Raw genomic sequence first — 17,721 nt, forward strand, 5'->3', positions numbered from 1 at the left:
ACGTCGGTGGAACCGGTCCCGTTGTCGGCGCGTCATAAGAGGTAGGGGACGGGACCGCGGACCAAGGAGGCAGACATGTCGCAATGCAGAGAAAGCATCGAATCATGGCGCGACGGAAGGGCTTACCGCACGGTCGGGCACGGGGCGCGTCGAGTCCAGCTGCCGGTCAGGCAGACCCCGGTCGACGCCGAGCAAGCTCTCGAATCGGACACACACGGCGCCGAGCCTGTCTGATTCGACAAGAATCGGCGCCGTCTACTGTGTCCTCAGTCGGTGGCAAGTCCCGACGCTGCATCCGCGTCGAGGAACCATACGGTCGAGGTAGAACCCAGCGCGCCGGCAGACGGAATGTCGACTGGGTCGGCGCCACCTACGGCAGCGGATACCGCTTCGGCCTTCGCGACACCGGACACCAGCAACCACACATGCTTGGCGCGTTGAATTGCCGGTAGTGTCAACGTGATTCGAACCGCTGGTGGCTTAGGGGAGTCCTCGACTGCAACGACGTAGTGAGTCTTCTCGCGCACTGCATCGGTATGCGGGAAGAGCGAATTGACGTGGCCCTCACCGCCCATACCGAGCAGATGGATGTCGAACGCCGGAGTGTGGTTACCCTCCGAATGCGACCCCAGAATCTGCGCATAGGTCACGGCGGCGAGTCGCGCATCGCTCCCGTGCGGTCCGTCGGACGCGGCCATCGGGAACACACGGTCCGGGTGAATCGGGACGTGGTCGAGCAGAGCGTCCCTGGCTTGTACTTCGTTCCGTTCTGGATCGCCCGACGGAAGGAAGCGTTCGTCACCGAAGTAGACGTCCACTTGTGACCAGTCGATTGCGCCGGAGTCCTCTCGCAGGGCTTCGAGCAACGCGATTCCGGTGCCGCCCCCCGTGAGTACGACCGAGGCAGAACCACGATCGGCCTGGGCGGCGACAACCACTTCGACGAACCGGGATCGCGCAGCGTCGACCAGTGCTTGCGCGTCCAGGAAGTGCAGAACCGACGTCTCACTCATAGCTCACCTTAGACAGCCCTTTCAATGCGAGTTCATAGATTTCATCGGTATCGAGTCGGCGTAATTCTTCGGCAAGGCACTCACGAGTCTCACGCCGCGCGAGTGCGACCTCGGCGTCGGGTTGACCTGTCCTCGACAGCGTTGCCGTCTTTCCGGTCTGGGGTCGAACGATGCTGATCGCGCTGTTTTCGCGCTTCAGTTCGACTTTCAGTTCACCGGTCCTACGGTGCACCGGTACCTCGAGCTTCACCGCGAGCCACCCGGCGAGGATGTCGAGCGCAGGCTCTTCCGCGAGGCCGGAAACAGTGACGTCCACGACCTTCTCGTGTGGAGCCTGATCCAGCGCGGTGGCGAGCAACCCACGCCAGTAGGTGACTCGACTCCACGACAGATCCGAGTCGCCGTGGGAGTAACTGTCGAGCCGTGACTTGATCGTCGACGTCGGATCCGGAGACTTCGTTGCATCGGTAATTCTCCGAATTGCCAACTTGCCCAACGGATCTTGCGCGGGGACCTTGGGTGCTTCGTTCGGCCACCAGACTACGATCGGGGTGTCCGGCAGCAGAAAAGGAATGACCACACTGTGCTCGTGCTCGGCAAGTTCACCGTGCAGTCTGAGCACCACTACCTCGGATGCTCCCGCATCGCCGCCCACCCGGATCTGGGCATCCAGCCCGGATTCGGCAGAGCGGTCTCCTCGAATGAGGACGATAACGCGGCATGGATGCTCTCGGCTCGCTTCGTTGGCAGCCTCGATCGCAGTCTCGGCTTGCTCGCCGTCACGGCTGGCGACGATGAGCGTGAGCACCCGTCCGATGGTGACAGCGCCACCGGATTCACGAAGCTCGATCAGCTTCTTGCCCACCGCCCTTGTCGTCGTGGCGGGGATATCGACAATCACGGCCTTCTCCATTCGCGTCCGGTGCGGTGCATCATTTCGTCGCCCGATGTCGGACCCCACGTACCCGCCTCGTACGGCTCTGCCGTTCCACCCGCAGCCCAGAAGTCGAGAATCGGATCCAGAATCTGCCACGAAAGCTCGACCTCGGCGTTGACCGGGAACAGTGACGGCTCACCGAGCAGCACATCGAGGATGAGCCGCTCGTAGGCCTCCGGTGAAGACTCCGTAAACGCCTGGCCATAGCTGAAGTCCATGCTGACGTCTCGAACCTGCATGCTCGAGCCAGGCACCTTGGACCCGAAACGCATCGTCACACCCTCGTCGGGTTGAACTCTGATAACGAGTGCATTCTGGCCGAGTTCTTCTGTCATCGTTTCGTCGAAAGGAAGATGCGGCGCACGTTTGAACACCATCGCAATTTCGGTGACCCGGCGACCGAGTGCCTTACCTGTCCTGAGGTAGAACGGGACTCCACCCCATCGACGTGTGTCGACCTCGAGCGTGATGGCGGCGTAGGTCTCGGTGTTGGAGTCGGTGTCGAAACCTTCTTCTTCCTTCAGCCCCTTCACCTTTTGACTGCCCTGCCATCCCGCGCTGTATTGACCGCGCGCGGAAGTCTGGGCCAGTGGTTCCGCCAACTTCGTTGCCGAGAGAACTTTGATCTTCTCCGACTGCAATTCGGTGGGACTGAAACTGACCGGCTCCTCCATGGCAGTGATGGCCAACAGTTGCAGCAGGTGATTCTGAATCACGTCACGCGCTGCACCGATGCCGTCGTAGTAGCCGGCCCGCCCACCTAGACCGATATCTTCGGCCATGGTGATCTGGACGTGATCGACATAGTGCGCGTTCCAGATCGGATCGAACAACTGGTTCGCGAACCGGAGCGCCAAAATGTTCTGAACGGTTTCCTTGCCGAGATAGTGGTCGATGCGGAAAACGGTGTCCTCGGGAAACACTCGGTTCACGACGGCGTTCAGTTCCTTGGCGCTCGCCAGGTCGTGGCCGAAAGGCTTCTCGATGACGACGCGACGCCAATTGTCGTCGGTGCTCTGCGCCAGCCCGGATCGCGAGAGTTGTTCGAGCACTACCGGAAATGCGCTGGGAGGTACCGAAAGGTAGAAGGCGTGGTTACCGGCGGTTCCACGTGTTGCGTCCAATTCGCCCAGCGTGCGGGCCAATTCGTCGAACGCGGCGTCGTCGTCGAAGGACCCCTGTACGAACCGGAATCCTTCGGCGAGTGTGTTCCACACTTCTTCGCTGAAGGGCGTTCGTGCGTGATCGCGGACTGCATCGTGCACGATCTTCGCGAAATCTTCGTTGCCCCACTCGCGACGAGCGAATCCGACCAAGGCGAAACCGGGAGGGAGTAGCCCCCGGTTCGCCAGGTCGTACACCGCAGGCATGAGCTTCTTTCGAGCGAGATCGCCTGTGACGCCGAATATCACCAGGCTGCACGGGCCGGCGATACGCGGAAGGCGTTTGTCGCGAGGGTCACGAAGTGGGTTGTGCCACTCCGCATTGCTCTTCGGGTCAGTGTCTGCGGTGGCCACGTATCAGCTCTTCTGGCCCGCTTGGCGAAGCTGCTCACCGGTGGCTTCGAGCAGTTCGTTCCACGATGCCTCGAACTTTTCGACGCCTTCGTTCTCAAGGGTGAGGAACACGTCCGAGATATCGATCCCGATAGCGGAAAGCTTGTCGAACACTTCCTGGGATTCGGGGCCCTTACCGGAAATAGTGTCACCGGTGACCTCACCATGATCGGCGACCGCATCCATGGTCTTTTCCGGCATCGTGTTCACGGTGTTGGGGGAGACCAGATCGGTGACGTACAAGGTGTCCGGGTATGCCGGATTCTTGACCCCGGTCGACGCCCACAGTGGACGCTGCGGGCGAGCGCCGGACCCAACGAGATCGTGGAACCGTGAGCCCACCTCGAACGCCTGCTGATAGGCCACGTACGCGAGTCGCGCGTTCGCCAGCGCGGCCTTGCCCTGGAGGTCCTTCGCGGCTGGGGTGCCGATCTTGTCCAGGCGTGCATCGATCTCGGTGTCGACGCGAGAGACGAAGAACGACGCGACCGAGTGGATCTTCGACAGGTCGTGCCCTGCGGCGCGAGCAGCTTCGAGGCCTTCGAGGTATGCGCCGATGACCAGTTCGTAGCGTTCGACGGAGAAGATCAGCGTCACGTTGACGCTGATCCCCTCACCGATGACCTTGGCGATGGCGGGGATGCCTGCCTCGGTAGCGGGGATCTTGATCAGGACGTTCGGCCGGTCGACGATCTTCCACAGCTCGACCGCTTGAGCGATCGTCTTCTCGGTGTCGTGTGCCAGGCGTGGATCGACCTCGATGGAAACGCGTCCGTCGACTCCACCGGTCGCCTCGAAGACCGGTGTGAAGATGTCGCACGCGTTTCGTACGTCGTCTGTGGTGACTGTGCGGATGGTGGCGTCGACATCGGCACCACGCTCTGCCAGCTCGGTCACCTGAGCGTCGTAGGCGTTGCCTTTGCTGAGCGCTGCCTGGAAGATCGACGGATTGGTCGTCACGCCGACGACACTCTTGCTGTCGATCAGTTCCTGCAGGTTGCCCGAGGAGATACGGTCACGCGACAGGTCGTCGAGCCATACCGATACTCCAGCGGCTGAGAGAGCGGCGAGATTCTTGTTCTGGGTCATGTCTGTCATCCCTTCACATTGGTGATCGAACGCTGCGCGGCGGCGGTGACGGCCTCGGCTGTGAATCCGTACTCGCGGAACAGTGTTTTGGCGTCCGCCGACTCGCCGTAGTGCTCGAGCGAAACGATCTCGCCGAACCCTCCGACGATCTTGTACCACGGCATTGCGATTCCGGCCTCGACCGAGACGCGGGCTTTGACCGTGGGTGGAATCACCTGGTCGCGGTAGTTCTGGTCCTGGCTTTCGAACCACTCAACACACGGCATCGATACGACGCGAGCGGCTATCGACTGCTCTGCGAGCAGCTTCTGCGCCTCTACCGCGTACTGGAGTTCCGAGCCGGTACCGATGAGAATGACGTCGGGTGCGGTCGGGGAGTCCGACAGAATGTAACCGCCCTTGGACACACCCTCATAGCTGGTTCCTGCCAGGACCGGGATGCCCTGACGCGTCAGCGCCAGCCCGACCGGGCCACTGCTGCTCGACTTGGCCAGCACGGCCTGCCATGCGAAGGCTGTCTCGTTGGCATCGCCTGGGCGGACCACCGAGAGATTCGGAATTGCGCGCAATGCAGCGAGGTGCTCGACCGGTTGGTGGGTCGGGCCGTCCTCGCCGAGACCGATGGAGTCGTGTGTCCACACGTAGATGGGATCGATGTCCATCAGCGACGCCAACCGAACAGCGGGGCGCATGTAGTCACTGAACTGCATGAACGTGCCGCCGTAGGCGCGCGTCGGTCCGTGCATGACAATGCCGCTCAGAATGGCGCCCATTGCGTGCTCGCGGATGCCGAAGTGCAGGGTCCTGCCGTATGGCTCTGCATCCCAGTCGTCGGTGGAGATCGAGGTGGGGCCGAACGACTTGGCGCCCTTGATAGTGGTGTTGTTGCTGCCCGCGAGGTCCGCCGATCCGCCCCACAGTTCCGGGAGAACGGGTCCTACCGCGTTGAGAACCTCGCCGGAGGCTGCTCGGGTGGCGATGGCCTTGCTGCCGGGCTCCCAGGTCGGGAGGACATCGGTCCATCCTTCGGGGAGGGTCCCTCGAGTGAGACGGTCGAGCAACTTCTTGCGCTCGGGCTCACGCGCTGCCCAGGCGTCGAATTCGATGTTCCACTCTTCGTGCGCCTTGCGGCCGCGTTCCTGGAGGGTGCGTGTATGCGCGATGACCTCGTCGGTCACCTCGAACGTCTTCTCAGGGTCGAAACCGAGAGCCTTCTTGACCTTCACGATCTCTTCTTCGCCGAGCGCCGCACCGTGAACGGCGCCGGTGTTCATCATCGTCGGCGCGGGGAAGCCGATGATGGTGCGCAGAACGATGATCGACGGCTTGTCGGTCACCGCCTTGGCTGCCTCGATGGCTGCCTCGATGGCCGTGACGTTCTCGCCGCCCTCGACGACCTGGACGTGCCAGCCGTACGCCTCGTAGCGTGCTGCGGTGTCTTCCGACAATGCGATATCGGTCGAGTGCTCGATCGAAATCTTGTTGTCGTCGTAGAAGAGAATGAGGTTGCCGAGCTGCTGGGTGCCGGCAAGCGAGGACGCCTCGGACGTGATTCCCTCTTCGATGTCGCCATCGGAAGCGATGACGTAGATGAAGTGGTCGAACGGACTTGCGCCTAGGGCAGGCTCGGGATCGAACAATCCCCGCTCACGTCGTGACGCCATGGACATGCCGACAGCCGACGCCAGTCCCTGACCGAGTGGCCCAGTGGTGATCTCGACACCGTCGGTGTGCCGGAACTCGGGGTGGCCCGGGGTCTTCGACCCGAACGTGCGTAGGGACTCGATGTCGATCAGTTCGAGGCCGAATCCGCCGAAATAGAGCTGCAAGTACAGCGTCAGGCTCGAATGCCCGCAAGACAACACGAAGCGGTCTCGACCGATCCAGTGGGTGTCGGTCGGATCGTGGCGCATGGTCCGCTGGAACAGCGTGTACGCGAGTGGCGCGAGACTCATCGCCGTCCCGGGGTGACCGTTTCCGACCTTTTGAACCGCGTCTGCAGCGAGGACTCTGACGGTATCGACCGCCCTGGTGTCCAGGTCCGTCCAGTCGCTGGGGTGGTGCGCCGTGGTGAGGACGTCAATATCGTCTGTGGTCGACACGAGCAGAGATCTCCTGACATTCGTATTATTGAGGCCGACGTGCGTTCGATCTTCGTTTGATCGACATGCAGCCGACCACCAGCCTAGTTCCGAGGCAGCTCATTGTCGTGCCTTCCCCCCGTCGGGCTCCGCTGCACTCGCTGCCCGGGCCGTACTCGGTTGGCGGCAGGGGATATGTTTCTCACTTTGGGGGCCTGCGAATTGGAGCCGGGATGCTCGGCGTCTACCATCGCCTGTAGTAGTACGTAGGTAATCGCAGACCGCGACCACCGCGCGTACCCATGTTCATGTGTGTTCGAGCCTGTGCAAGGAGACGTAGTGCGAATTGGGCAGCAGTCCGGCGGCCACGGATTCGCAAGCGGTCCCAGCAATCCAGAGGACAACGACCTCGGTACCGACGCTGGAAGCGAAGCCGATCCGAGTCGTCCCACTTCGGCCCCCCGTCGGGCTTTGGCATTGTTCATGGCCTATGTCGCCCTGACCAAGCCTCGAGTGATCGAACTGCTGCTGGTGACGACGATTCCGGCGATGTTGCTTGCCGACCGTGGTCATGTTCAGCCCATGCTGATTCTCACCACGCTGTTCGGCGGAATGCTTGCGGCAGCCAGTGCGAACAGTCTGAACATGGTCGCTGATGCCGACATCGACAAGATCATGGCTCGCACTGCCAAGAGGCCTCTTGCTCGTGGAGCGATGCCGGTGTCGCACGCCTTCGTGTTCGGGGTCAGTCTCGGCGTCATTTCGTTCTTCTGGTTGTGGGCAACCACCAACCTGCTCAGCGGCATCCTTGCCGTCGTCACGATTTGTTTCTACATCTTCGTCTACACCCTGGTCCTCAAACGCCGGACGTCGCAGAATGTCGTGTGGGGCGGCGCCGCTGGTTGCATGCCCGTCATGATCGGCTGGTCGGCGGTCACCGGCACGATCGGCTGGCAGGCCGTGGTGATGTTCCTCGTCATCTTCCTGTGGACACCTCCGCACACGTGGGCTTTGATGCTCCGTTATAAGGAGGACTACCAGGCTGCGAACGTTCCGATGTTGCCGGCGGTGGCATCCGAACGGAAGGTGACGAAGCACATCGTTCTGTACGCCTGGGCAACTGTCGCTGCAACGTTGGCACTCACACCCGGATCCGGTGTCATCTATGCCGTGATCGCCGTGGCGGCCGGCGTTTGGTTCCTCACCGTGGCCCATCGCCTCTACTCAGGTGTCCGCGCGGGCACTCCGGTCAAGCCGATGAAGCTCTTCATCCTCTCGAACGAGTATCTGGCATTGGTTTTCTGCGGCTTGGCCGTGGACTCCGTGGTCGGCTGGGACACGCTCACTCAACTGTTGTCCTGAGTTCGACCCCCCCTTGCGTCCTGGTGACGAACAGCTGCCGCGACAGGTTCGTGCGATCGGCTGCGCGGGATTCGATTGCCTGCAGCCGCGGGGTGGCATCCGGTGCCGACCTGTCTGTTCTATGCCTGTTACCCAGCGGTATTGTCGAACCATGGCAACCGATGCAAAGAACCCATCCGTCGAGGATTCGACCTCCGGAAACAAGTCCGGCCCGACAATCGATGTGCCTGCTGGTGCGTTGTCGGCCGTCCGATCCTTCGTCGGCGAACACGGCGGTTCGGGCAAAGTCGTCATTCAGCCGGTCGGACGGGCCGGAACACGTGTGACGATGGTCGGCGCTGATGGGATATTGGGTGATCAGGTAGTGGAAAGCCCGGCAGTCGCACGTGCTTTGGTCGAAGCCGCCGGCAACTTGACCGAGTCGGAGTGGGATCGCGAACTCGTCAGTTCGGTCAACCCCGCACCGGGTCATTACCGGAAGATGGCCGGATGGGTCGCACGTCAGACACGCTTTCCCAAGGCCAGAAACGCGTCGATGGAAAAATAGTTCGGAGAAGACGGAACCGTTCACCGATCGGGTGCGTCAAAGAAAGCAGGAGAGGTAGTCGGTCGTCTGAGGGGGAGTCCGACTATCTCTCCTCTTTTATTCGTTGGTAGCGGCTTCGGCTGCAGTCCGGGCGCCAGGTAGCTTGTCGCCGGACGCGTCATCGAGGGAGCTGCGGGTGCGACAGGCCGCCCAGACTGCGGCAGTTGCGGCCGTGCACGCACCTGCACCTGCCACATGGATTGCAACCAGGACGGCCGGCACGTCGGTGAAGTACTGGACGACTCCCACCAATGCCTGCGCCAGGACGATGCCGACCAGTACCTTCAACCGGAATTTGATCGTCAGCGGAGCCTTCACCGCATAAAGTGCAAAACCCAGCCCGACCAGAAGGGCCAAGTAGCCCACGAGCAGTTGAGCGTGCAGATGCACTAGCGTCACGATCTCGATTCCGAGGCGCGGCACAGGTTCATCGATGCTTTTGTCGCCTGCGTGTGGGCCCGCGCCGGTCACCATTGTCCCGGCTATCAGGACACCTCCCAACACGATTGCAGACAAACAGGTCAGCAATCGCAGCGGTTCGGGAACGGTGGGTACAGAAGGTCCCGCAGGATCGGGATCGGCCACTTTGAAGTACAACAGCGTTGCGAGCCAGACCATGATCATGGACAGCACGAGGTGTACGGCAACCGTCCACCACAGCAGGCCGGTCAGCACGGTGAAGCCGCCGACCACTGCCTGTACGACGGTTCCGAGTGGCATGAGCCAGGCGAATAGAAGTACGTCCCGACGCCGCCGGGCACGTGTGACCGCGAGAACTATCAGGGCTGCAACAAGTACGACGGCGAAGGTCAACAACCGGTTGCCGAACTCGACTGCCTGGTGCAGAACCGGAACTTCCGAAACGCCGACCGGCGTGAAACTGCCTGGGAAGCACTGCGGCCACGTCGGGCAACCGAGTCCCGACGCCGTCACCCGCACGATGGCCCCGGTGACGGCGATTCCGCCCTGAGTCAGAATCACGATGAATGCCACGATCTTCTGCACTCGTAGGGTAGGCACCGGCAGCAGGTCCACGACGCGGAGAAACGCTCGATACAGCACTCTGTGATGGTAAACGGCTGTCAACTACAGAGCGTCGTTGACCCCATGCTGTGTGCTCGGCGAGAGCCGGGGATACCCCTCACGTGAACTTGAAAGTGCGGACCGAGAGCCAAGCGCAGGCTGCAGCCCAGGCGGCGAGCACCGCAACGCCGAACCAATCCCATGATCCATCGACGGCTTGTCCTAACGCCTCGGCCAGCGCGCCCGACGGAACCAATCGGGCGATGGTGTGCAACACCGTCGGCATGTCTTCGGAGAGAACGACGAGGCTACCGATTCCGAGCATGATGAACCACAAGATGTTTGCCAATGCCAGGACTATCTCGGCTCGGAGTGTGCCTCCGAGCAACAGTCCCATGGTGGCGAATGTCACCGTACCCAATGCGATCACCACTGCTCCGAGCGCCAGCCCGACAATGTCGGGACGCCAACCCAGCGCCACCGCGATCGTGCCGAGCACGACGGTTTGCAGGATTACCACCATCATTACTGCGATGCTCTTGCCGCCGATGACTCCCCACCGGGGTAGTGCCGTTGCTCCGAGGCGTTTGAGTGCGCCGTACCGGCGGTCGAAGCCGACTGCAATCGCTTGACCGGTGAAGGCAGTGGACATGATCGCCACCATCATCACGGCCGGGACGACCTGGTCCACCGGATGGTCGCCCATCGCGCCGAGGGGCAGCAGCGTGAGCCCGATCAAAAGGGTGATCGGGATGAACATCGTCAGGAGCAACTGCTCGCCGTTGCGAAGCAACAGTTTGAGTTCGAGGACCGACTGCGCTGTGAGCATCGCAACGGCTGTGTTGGGGGTCGGATTCGGAGTGAACAATCCGACATCGAATCGGTTGTCCGGACGACGGTCGTGACCGTTGATCGTCATCTTCTCAACTCTTTTCCTGTCAGCTCCAGAAAGACGTCTTCCAGACGGCGCTGGTCTACCTGAAGTTCGGTCGCCAATACATCCTGTCGAGCACACCAGGAGGTGACGATGACGAGGATTCCGGGCTCGATGACTCCCACGACGACATAGGAGCCCGGTCCTTCCTCATGAGGGCTGTACCCCCTCGGTAGTGCTTCGGCGAGCGAGGTCAGATCGAGTCCAGCCGGCGCACTGAATCGCAGCCTCCCCTCCGCGCCCTGTTTGGTCAGCTCGGAAGCGGTACCGGAAGCGACAATCTTGCCGTGGTCGATGATCACCAGTTCGTCGGCGAGCTGCTCTGCTTCGTCCATCAGGTGGGTTGTGAGCAGAACGCTCACTCCGTCCCGACGCAGCGCGTCGATCAACTCCCACACGAGGAGTCGAGCCTGGGCATCGAGTCCTGCGGTCGGCTCGTCGAGAAACACGAGTTCGGGGCGGCCCACGATGGCGCAAGCGAGTGCCAGCCGTTGCTGTTGCCCCCCGGACAGGCGTCGATACGGTGTCTTCACGGCGCGGTCGAGTCCCAGGCAGTCCAGAAGCCAGTCAGGGTCCAACGGGTTTGCGGAATACGAGGCAACCAGGCGGAGCATCTCGCCCGCTTTCGAGCCTGGATACGCACCGCCGCCCTGCAGCATGACCCCAATACGTGGTCGCAGCTGTACCGATTGCGCGATGGGGTCGAGGCCGAGAACCCGAACGGACCCGGATTCAGGGGTGACGAATCCCTCACACATCTCCACCGTCGTGGTCTTTCCCGCTCCGTTCGGGCCGAGGAGGGCTAGAACTTGACCCCTCTCGACGGTGATGTCGAGTCCGTCGACGGCTGCGATACCGCCGTACGTCTTTCGTACACCGGTGAGCTGCACGGCAGGATGCGTCGAACTCGACGCGCTAACGATCACGAGGATCCAGCGTATGCCCCGGCGGCGGTGGTGTTTGCCGACGGCCCGAGGTTCGACCGCCAGGGCAGTCGATTGCGGGTGATGAAGAACATGAGACCGACAGTCAGAATCATCATGACGGCGGCCTGAACGATTTGAAACGGCAAATACTCGCTCCCGTTGGGCATCAAGATGACACTGACGATGGAAGAAAACACGATTGCCGGAACGCGGAAAGCCGGGCGGGTCGCCCAGGCGGCCAGGGGTATCACTGCCCACAGCAAATACCACGGCTGGACGACCGGGAACAGCAGAACGAGAGCGCCGAGTGCGACACCGAGTGCGCCCACCGGATGCAACCGCCCCTTCAGTACGGCTACGAGCATGCGAAGAGCAACGAAGGCGGCGACAGCCGCTGCGATCGGTCGAGTGAGGCCGAGCACCGCGGTCGTGTGGTCGCCGAGCCCGAGCAATACACCGACGAATCCGGTTCCGATTCCCAGGATCGTGGGAATGGACATCCAACTCCTCACGACACTGGCAGTGTCGAGGGTGTTGATCCAGCCGAAGCCCAGGCCGCTACCCAGGCTGACTCCGACATGCACCACGACGGTGACAAGCCCAAGGATTGCCGCTGCACTCAGTACGGCTCGGACGGTCCCGCCCCATCTTCGGGCCAATGCCATCCCGACGAAACCGAGCGCGAGCAAGGACGGAATTTTCACGGTAGACGAAAGCGCAATCAATGCAGAACCGGAGAGCAGGAGAAGCAAAGACGGCGCGCGAATCGGAGAACTGGACTCGACGGCACTTAGTGCGATCTCCAGCCCGGCAAGCATGAGACCGATCATCAGCGCTTCGTTGTGTATGCCCGCCACCAGGTGGAAGAGGAGGAGTGGGTTGGCCGCACCGAGCCACAATGCACTGACCGCCGCGACGCCACATCGACGCGCCAACCGGGGGAGTGCCCACACGATCATCGCGACACCTGCGAGGGCCAGAAGACGGTGCAGGAAGATCCCGGCAACGATGTTCTCACCGGTCAACCACGTGATGCCGCGACCCATCCACAAGAACAGCGGACCGTAAGGCGCGGGGGTTTCACGCCAAATGTTCGGCACGGTCCGGGTGAGGACGTTGTCGACGCCGAGGGCCCCAGCAGGCCCGATCTCGTACGGGTCGAGACCCCGTGCGGTGATCTCGCTCTGTGCCAAGTAGGAGTAGACGTCTTTGCTGAACATCGGTGGTGCCACGCACAGTGGCAAGATCCACAGCAGCAGCGTTCGGTCCAACTGTGATCTGCTCAGCCTTCTCGGAACAGTTCCATCACGTAGACGCCCGACCGCGAATCGCCCGAGGAGGAGCCAGGCGAGGACAACCATGACGGTGCCCGTCATGGTGATGGTCAGCGCGGAGCTGGCCATGCGGGAGGGAAGACTCAGAATGCGAACACCGACGACCGGGTTCTGCAAAACAGGTTGGGCGCCTGCCCCGAGCGCACCGATCGCCATCAGAATCGAACCCACTGCGCCGAAGCGCCGGACTCCGCGGAGCTGTGCCGTCTCGGTCTTGTTCAGGCCCGGCGCCTCGGCCTCGTCGCCGTGTAAGGCAGCGACGGTCGGTGTGGGTCGATCGGTATCGAGGCCGACCAGCTTGCGAAGTGGGGCGACGATGCGAAGTTGCACGCCGGATTTTTCGGCGGTTTGCTTCTCGGCTGGGGTCGTCGACACGAATGGCAGCGTATCTGTGACTCTGCACAGCCCGTCGATCGCAGTGCATCCGGGGGAGATTCGGCAGCAGATGAAGACCGCGCCAATATTTCCTGGTCCCGACTCTGGTGAAGTAGGGCACCCTTGGTGGACCATACCGGCTAATTCCGTCACACTGGTGTTGTGAAATCATCAGCGAGTACCACGCATGGGGGAGAACGCGCACGTCGCGGCACCACCTCCACGGTGACGGGTTCAGCTGTTGTCGGTCACGAAGGCCAGACGCGGGGAGCTGTTGTCACCCTACTTCTCGAAGAGGGCCCGATCAGCGCCTCCGATATCGGTACCCGTCTGGGCCTCAGTGCTGCCGGGGTCAGACGACATCTCGAAGCACTCATCGACAGCGGTGAGGCGCGAATAACCTCCTCTACCGTCGTCACCCAACGAGGCCGTGGAAGACCGGCCAAGCATTTCCAGTTGACTGCAGTCGGTCGCAGCAGGCTTGGACACACCTACGACGATCTTGCAGGCGCAGCAATGCGTCAGTTACGCAAGATCGGCGGGGACCGTGCGATCGAGGCCTTCGCACGCCAGCGCGTCGAAGCCATCGTGGCCGACGTCGAGCCGGCGGTGGGAAGTCGACCTGTGGACGTGGAAGAAGCAGCGGATCGGATCGCCGACGCGTTCACAGCTGCAGGATTTGCCGCGACGACCCGTCAGGTAGGCAACGGCGTGCAGATCTGTCAACACCACTGCCCCGTCTCGCATGTGGCCTCCGAGTTTCCTGAGCTGTGCGACGCCGAACGGCAAGCCTTCTCCGATTTACTCGGAACTCACGTGCAACGACTGGCGACCATCGCGAACGGCGATTGCGCCTGCACTACGCATGTTCCTTTCACCGGTCGAAACCGCCCCGAGATTTCGAAAAAGTCGAATTCCATGCCCCACCCCGCCTCATCCATAACTTCCGGTGCTCAGCCCAGTACCGGAGATCGCACAAGCCCCCGGAAGGAGCTCGCATGACCGTCACACCAGACCAGGTGACACCCGTTGCGCCGCTGACCCCCGCTGCTCCTCTTACTCAGGACGAGACGATTGCGTCGCTGGGTACTTACGGTTTCGGTTGGTCGGACTCCGACGTCGCCGGAGCCAGCGCCAAGCGTGGACTCTCCGAGTTGGTGGTGCGTGACATCTCGGCGAAGAAGAGCGAGCCCGAATGGATGCTGGAGTCGCGTCTGAAGGCACTGAAGACGTTCGACCGCAAGCCCATGCCCAACTGGGGCGCGGACCTCGAAGGTATCCACTTCGACAACATCAAGTACTTCGTTCGCTCCAGCGAGAAGCAGGCTGCGACCTGGGAAGATCTTCCCGAGGACATCAAGAACACCTACGACAAGCTAGGTATCCCTGAGGCCGAGAAGCAGCGTCTCGTATCCGGCGTTGCCGCGCAGTACGAGTCCGAGGTCGTCTACCACTCGATCCGCGAGGACCTGGAAGCGCAAGGGGTGCTCTTTCTCGACACCGATACTGCGCTCAAGGAACAGCCCGAACTCTTTCGCGAGTACTTCGGCACGGTCATCCCTGCAGGGGACAACAAGTTCTCCGCGCTGAACGCCGCGGTCTGGTCGGGTGGATCCTTCATCTACATCCCGCCAGGCGTCCATGTCGACATCCCGCTGCAGGCCTACTTCCGGATCAACACCGAGAACATGGGGCAGTTCGAGCGCACTCTGATCATCGTCGACGAGGGTGCCTACGTGCACTACGTCGAGGGCTGCACCGCACCCATCTACAAGTCGGACTCGTTGCACTCGGCCGTTGTGGAGATCATCGTCAAGAAGGGTGGTCGTTGCCGTTACACGACTATCCAGAACTGGTCCAACAATGTCTACAACCTGGTGACCAAGCGTGCGAAGGCAGAAGCAGGCGCCACGATGGAGTGGGTCGACGGCAACATCGGCTCAAAGGTCACCATGAAGTACCCCGCTGTATGGATGACGGGTGAGTACGCCAAGGGTGAGGTCCTGTCCGTGGCGTTCGCCGGCCCCGACCAGCACCAGGACACGGGCTCGAAGATGCTGCACCTCGCGCCGCACACGTCATCGAACATCGTGAGCAAGTCCGTAGCTCGCGGTGGAGGACGGACTTCGTACCGAGGATTGGTCAAGATCAACAAGGGAGCCTATGGGTCCCGCTCGACCGTCAAGTGCGATGCACTTCTCGTCGACAATATCTCGCGCTCGGATACATATCCCTATGTCGACATCCGCGAAGACGACGTGTCAATGGGCCACGAGGCGACAGTCTCGAAGGTCAGTGACGACCAACTGTTCTACCTGATGAGCCGTGGCCTCACCGAGGACGAAGCGATGGCGATGGTGGTGCGCGGATTCGTCGAACCGATCGCGCGTGAGCTTCCGATGGAATATGCACTCGAGCTGAACCGGCTCATCGAGCTTCAGATGGAAGGGTCGGTCGGTTAAGTGACCAATTCGAATACAGAAGAGTCGCTCACAGGAGTTCAGGGCGCCGTAGCGTCGGAGAATCCAGCGGCCGAGGACAAGTCGGCCATCGTTGCGAACAAGGGTGCTCAATTCACCTCGTACGATGTCAACGCCTTCGAGGTCCCCTCCAGCCGTGACGAGCTGTGGAGATTTACGCCGATTCGTCGACTCAAGGGGCTGCACGACGGTTCGGCGGTGGCCACCGCCGGGTCCGACGTTCTCGTCCAGGCACCCGAGGGTGTGACAGTGGAGACGGTCGGCCGTGACGATGTACGTATCGGTGTCGCCGGCGTTCCCGCGGATCGCATTGCTGCGCAAGCGTATTCGGCATTTACCGAGGCTACGATCGTCTCGGTGGCGTCCGAGAACGAGGTCGTCGAGCCTGTGCAGATCACAGTCACCGGGCCTGGCATCGACGCCGTCTCATACGGACACCTGCAGATTCGCCTGGATAAGTTCGCCAAGGCGACGGTGGTGATCGACCAGGTCGGATCGGGCACCTACGCAGAGAATATCGAGTTCGTCATCGGCGACGGAGCCAACCTCTCGGTCGTACTGATCCAGGAATGGGAGTCCGACGCAGTGCACGTCGGAGCTCACCACGCTCGGCTCGGCCGCGACGCGACACTGAGGCACTTCAACGTCAGTCTCGGTGGCGATCTGGTTCGCATCAGCCCGACCGTGCATTACGACGCTCCCGGCGGCGATGCAAACCTCCTCGGCGTCTACTTCGCCGATGCGGGTCAGCATCTGGAGCAGCGTTTGCTCGTCGATCATTCGGCGCCGCATTGCAAGTCGAATGTCATGTACAAGGGTGCCCTGCAGGGCGAGGTCGGTGTCGGTAAGCACGATGCCCACACCGTATGGATCGGCGACGTTCTGATCCGGGCTGAAGCAGAGGGAACCGAAACCTTCGAATTGAACCGCAACCTGGTTCTGACAGACGGCGCACGCGCCGATTCGGTACCGAATCTCGAGATCGAAACCGGCGAGATCGTCGGTGCAGGCCACGCCAGTGCGACCGGCAGGTTCGACGACGAACAGCTTTTCTACCTCCGGTCCAGAGGAATCTCCGAGGAAGTGGCTCGACGACTCGTCGTGCGCGGCTTCTTCCACGAAGTCATCGACAAGATTCCGGTCCCCGCGGTTCGTGAGCGACTCGATGCCGCGATCGAGGCCGAACTGGCCCTCGTCGGCTCGTAAATTCCGGCTCCCGTACTTATCGACATTCGTAAGGAAAATTTCATGTCCACGCTCGAAATCCGCGACCTGCACGTCAGCGTCGCAAACTCCGACACAACCGCTGAGCCCATCAACATCCTCAAGGGTGTGAACCTGACCGTGAAGTCCGGTGAAACACACGCGATCATGGGCCCCAACGGATCCGGTAAATCGACGTTGTCCTACGCCATCGCCGGTCACCCGAAGTACGCAGTGACCTCGGGCACCATCACGCTCGACGGCGAAGATGTGCTCGCGATGACTGTCGACGAGCGGGCTCGCGCAGGTTTGTTCCTCGCGATGCAGTACCCGGTCGAGGTTCCCGGAGTGTCGATGTCGAACTTCCTCCGCACTGCAGCGACGGCTGTCCGCGGTGAGGCTCCGAAGCTTCGGCACTGGGTCAAGGAAGCCAAGACGGCCCTGTCCGAACTCGAAATCGATGCGGCTTTCCTCGAGCGGAACGTCAACGAAGGCTTCTCCGGTGGTGAGAAGAAGCGCCACGAGATCCTGCAGCTCGGAATGCTGAAGCCCAAGATCGCCATCCTCGACGAGACCGACTCCGGTCTCGACGTCGATGCGCTCCGAGTCGTTTCGGAGGGTGTCAACAAGTACAAGGAACGCGAGAACGGCGGCGTTCTGTTGATCACGCACTACACGCGGATTCTCCGCTACATCAAGCCCGACTTCGTTCACGTGTTCGTCGATGGCGAGATCGTGAAGTCCGGTGGAGCAGAGTTGGCAGACGAGCTCGAGGCCGATGGCTACACCGATTTCACTCAGCCTGCGACCACAGGAGCGTAA

General features: G+C 61.7%; 16 protein-coding genes. 7 read left to right on the top strand and 9 right to left on the bottom strand.

All coding sequences use genetic code 11. The features are described from left to right. Positions 1–75: 75 nt before the first annotated feature. Positions 76–234 carry a hypothetical protein gene (locus QMK32_RS17750; RefSeq protein ID WP_283476472.1) on the top strand — a complete coding sequence of 53 codons (159 nt, stop codon included), beginning with the start codon at positions 76–78 and terminating at the stop codon, positions 232–234. Positions 235–266: 32 nt separating this feature from the next. Here QMK32_RS17750 and pgl read toward each other — a convergent pair whose 3' ends face one another. From pgl to tkt, 5 genes are read right to left on the bottom strand one after another with little or no spacing between them, the layout of a single operon-like run. Then, positions 267–1,013, bottom strand: coding sequence for a 6-phosphogluconolactonase (pgl, locus tag QMK32_RS17755; RefSeq protein WP_283476473.1), 747 nt, complete (start codon positions 1,011–1,013; stop codon positions 267–269). Next, the gene (opcA, locus tag QMK32_RS17760; protein ID WP_349307571.1) at positions 1,006–1,914 is read right to left on the bottom strand and encodes a glucose-6-phosphate dehydrogenase assembly protein OpcA; all 909 of its coding nucleotides are present in this window, start codon (positions 1,912–1,914) and stop codon (positions 1,006–1,008) included. Before opcA ends, pgl begins: the two co-directional genes overlap by 8 nt. Beyond that, a complete protein-coding gene (zwf, locus tag QMK32_RS17765; protein WP_283476475.1) occupies positions 1,911–3,467 on the bottom strand; it encodes a glucose-6-phosphate dehydrogenase in 1,557 nt (518 codons plus the stop codon). Before zwf ends, opcA begins: the two co-directional genes overlap by 4 nt. Before the next feature lie 3 nt (positions 3,468–3,470). Next, positions 3,471–4,595, bottom strand: a complete 1,125-nt coding sequence (gene tal / locus QMK32_RS17770; protein WP_283476476.1) for a transaldolase — start codon at positions 4,593–4,595, stop codon at positions 3,471–3,473. Positions 4,596–4,600: 5 nt separating this feature from the next. Further along, a complete protein-coding gene (tkt, locus tag QMK32_RS17775) occupies positions 4,601–6,697 on the bottom strand; it encodes a transketolase (protein WP_283476477.1) in 2,097 nt (698 codons plus the stop codon). Positions 6,698–7,015: 318 nt separating this feature from the next. On the opposite strand from tkt, the gene QMK32_RS17780 reads away from it, so the two are divergent. Next, on the top strand, positions 7,016–8,038 hold the full coding sequence (locus QMK32_RS17780; protein ID WP_283476478.1) for a heme o synthase: 1,023 nt from the start codon (positions 7,016–7,018) through the stop codon (positions 8,036–8,038). Positions 8,039–8,189: 151 nt separating this feature from the next. After that, positions 8,190–8,585, top strand: coding sequence for a hypothetical protein (locus QMK32_RS17785; protein ID WP_283476480.1), 396 nt, complete (start codon positions 8,190–8,192; stop codon positions 8,583–8,585). Between the two features lie 96 nt (positions 8,586–8,681). Here the strand turns inward: QMK32_RS17785 and QMK32_RS17790 are convergent, their stop codons facing one another. From QMK32_RS17790 to mptB, 4 genes are all read right to left on the bottom strand, one after another. Further along, positions 8,682–9,686, bottom strand: coding sequence for a COX15/CtaA family protein (locus tag QMK32_RS17790; protein WP_283476481.1), 1,005 nt, complete (start codon positions 9,684–9,686; stop codon positions 8,682–8,684). A gap of 79 nt (positions 9,687–9,765) precedes the next feature. Further along, on the bottom strand, positions 9,766–10,566 hold the full coding sequence (locus QMK32_RS17795) for an ABC transporter permease (protein ID WP_283476483.1): 801 nt from the start codon (positions 10,564–10,566) through the stop codon (positions 9,766–9,768). Beyond that, on the bottom strand, positions 10,563–11,507 hold the full coding sequence (locus tag QMK32_RS17800) for an ABC transporter ATP-binding protein (RefSeq protein WP_283476485.1): 945 nt from the start codon (positions 11,505–11,507) through the stop codon (positions 10,563–10,565). The genes QMK32_RS17795 and QMK32_RS17800 overlap by 4 nt, the downstream gene beginning before the upstream one ends. After that, positions 11,504–13,159, bottom strand: coding sequence for a polyprenol phosphomannose-dependent alpha 1,6 mannosyltransferase MptB (gene mptB / locus QMK32_RS17805; protein ID WP_502943684.1), 1,656 nt, complete (start codon positions 13,157–13,159; stop codon positions 11,504–11,506). Before mptB ends, QMK32_RS17800 begins: the two co-directional genes overlap by 4 nt. 282 nt (positions 13,160–13,441) lie before the next feature. On the opposite strand from mptB, the gene QMK32_RS17810 reads away from it, so the two are divergent. Genes QMK32_RS17810 through sufC form a run of 4 tightly spaced genes read left to right on the top strand, consistent with a single transcriptional unit; the run spans position 13,442 to position 17,721 of the window. Further along, positions 13,442–14,218 (top strand): helix-turn-helix transcriptional regulator, encoded by a 777-nt coding sequence (locus QMK32_RS17810; RefSeq protein ID WP_283476572.1) that lies wholly within the window; start codon positions 13,442–13,444, stop codon positions 14,216–14,218. Further along, positions 14,215–15,678, top strand: a complete 1,464-nt coding sequence (sufB, locus tag QMK32_RS17815; protein ID WP_088943144.1) for a Fe-S cluster assembly protein SufB — start codon at positions 14,215–14,217, stop codon at positions 15,676–15,678. The genes QMK32_RS17810 and sufB overlap by 4 nt, the downstream gene beginning before the upstream one ends. Beyond that, positions 15,679–16,902, top strand: a complete 1,224-nt coding sequence (sufD, locus tag QMK32_RS17820; protein WP_283476487.1) for a Fe-S cluster assembly protein SufD — start codon at positions 15,679–15,681, stop codon at positions 16,900–16,902. Positions 16,903–16,944: 42 nt separating this feature from the next. Beyond that, positions 16,945–17,721, top strand: coding sequence for a Fe-S cluster assembly ATPase SufC (gene sufC, locus QMK32_RS17825; RefSeq protein WP_269305686.1), 777 nt, complete (start codon positions 16,945–16,947; stop codon positions 17,719–17,721).

The sequence above is a fragment of the Rhodococcus sp. H29-C3 genome, assembly GCF_030063405.1.
Classification (GTDB): domain Bacteria; phylum Actinomycetota; class Actinomycetes; order Mycobacteriales; family Mycobacteriaceae; genus Rhodococcoides.

Bases quoted from the DNA above. Each gene is read 5' to 3' on its own strand.
- QMK32_RS17750 (WP_283476472.1), top strand. From the start codon at position 76: ATGTCGCAATGCAGAGAAAGCATCGAATCATGGCGCGACGGAAGGGCT.
- pgl (WP_283476473.1), bottom strand. From the start codon at position 1,013: ATGAGTGAGACGTCGGTTCTGCACTTCCTGGACGCGCAAGCACTGGTC.
- tal (WP_283476476.1), bottom strand. From the start codon at position 4,595: ATGACCCAGAACAAGAATCTCGCCGCTCTCTCAGCCGCTGGAGTATCG.
- QMK32_RS17785 (WP_283476480.1), top strand. From the start codon at position 8,190: ATGGCAACCGATGCAAAGAACCCATCCGTCGAGGATTCGACCTCCGGA.
- QMK32_RS17795 (WP_283476483.1), bottom strand. From the start codon at position 10,566: ATGACGATCAACGGTCACGACCGTCGTCCGGACAACCGATTCGATGTC.
- sufB (WP_088943144.1), top strand. From the start codon at position 14,215: ATGACCGTCACACCAGACCAGGTGACACCCGTTGCGCCGCTGACCCCC.
- sufC (WP_269305686.1), top strand. From the start codon at position 16,945: ATGTCCACGCTCGAAATCCGCGACCTGCACGTCAGCGTCGCAAACTCC.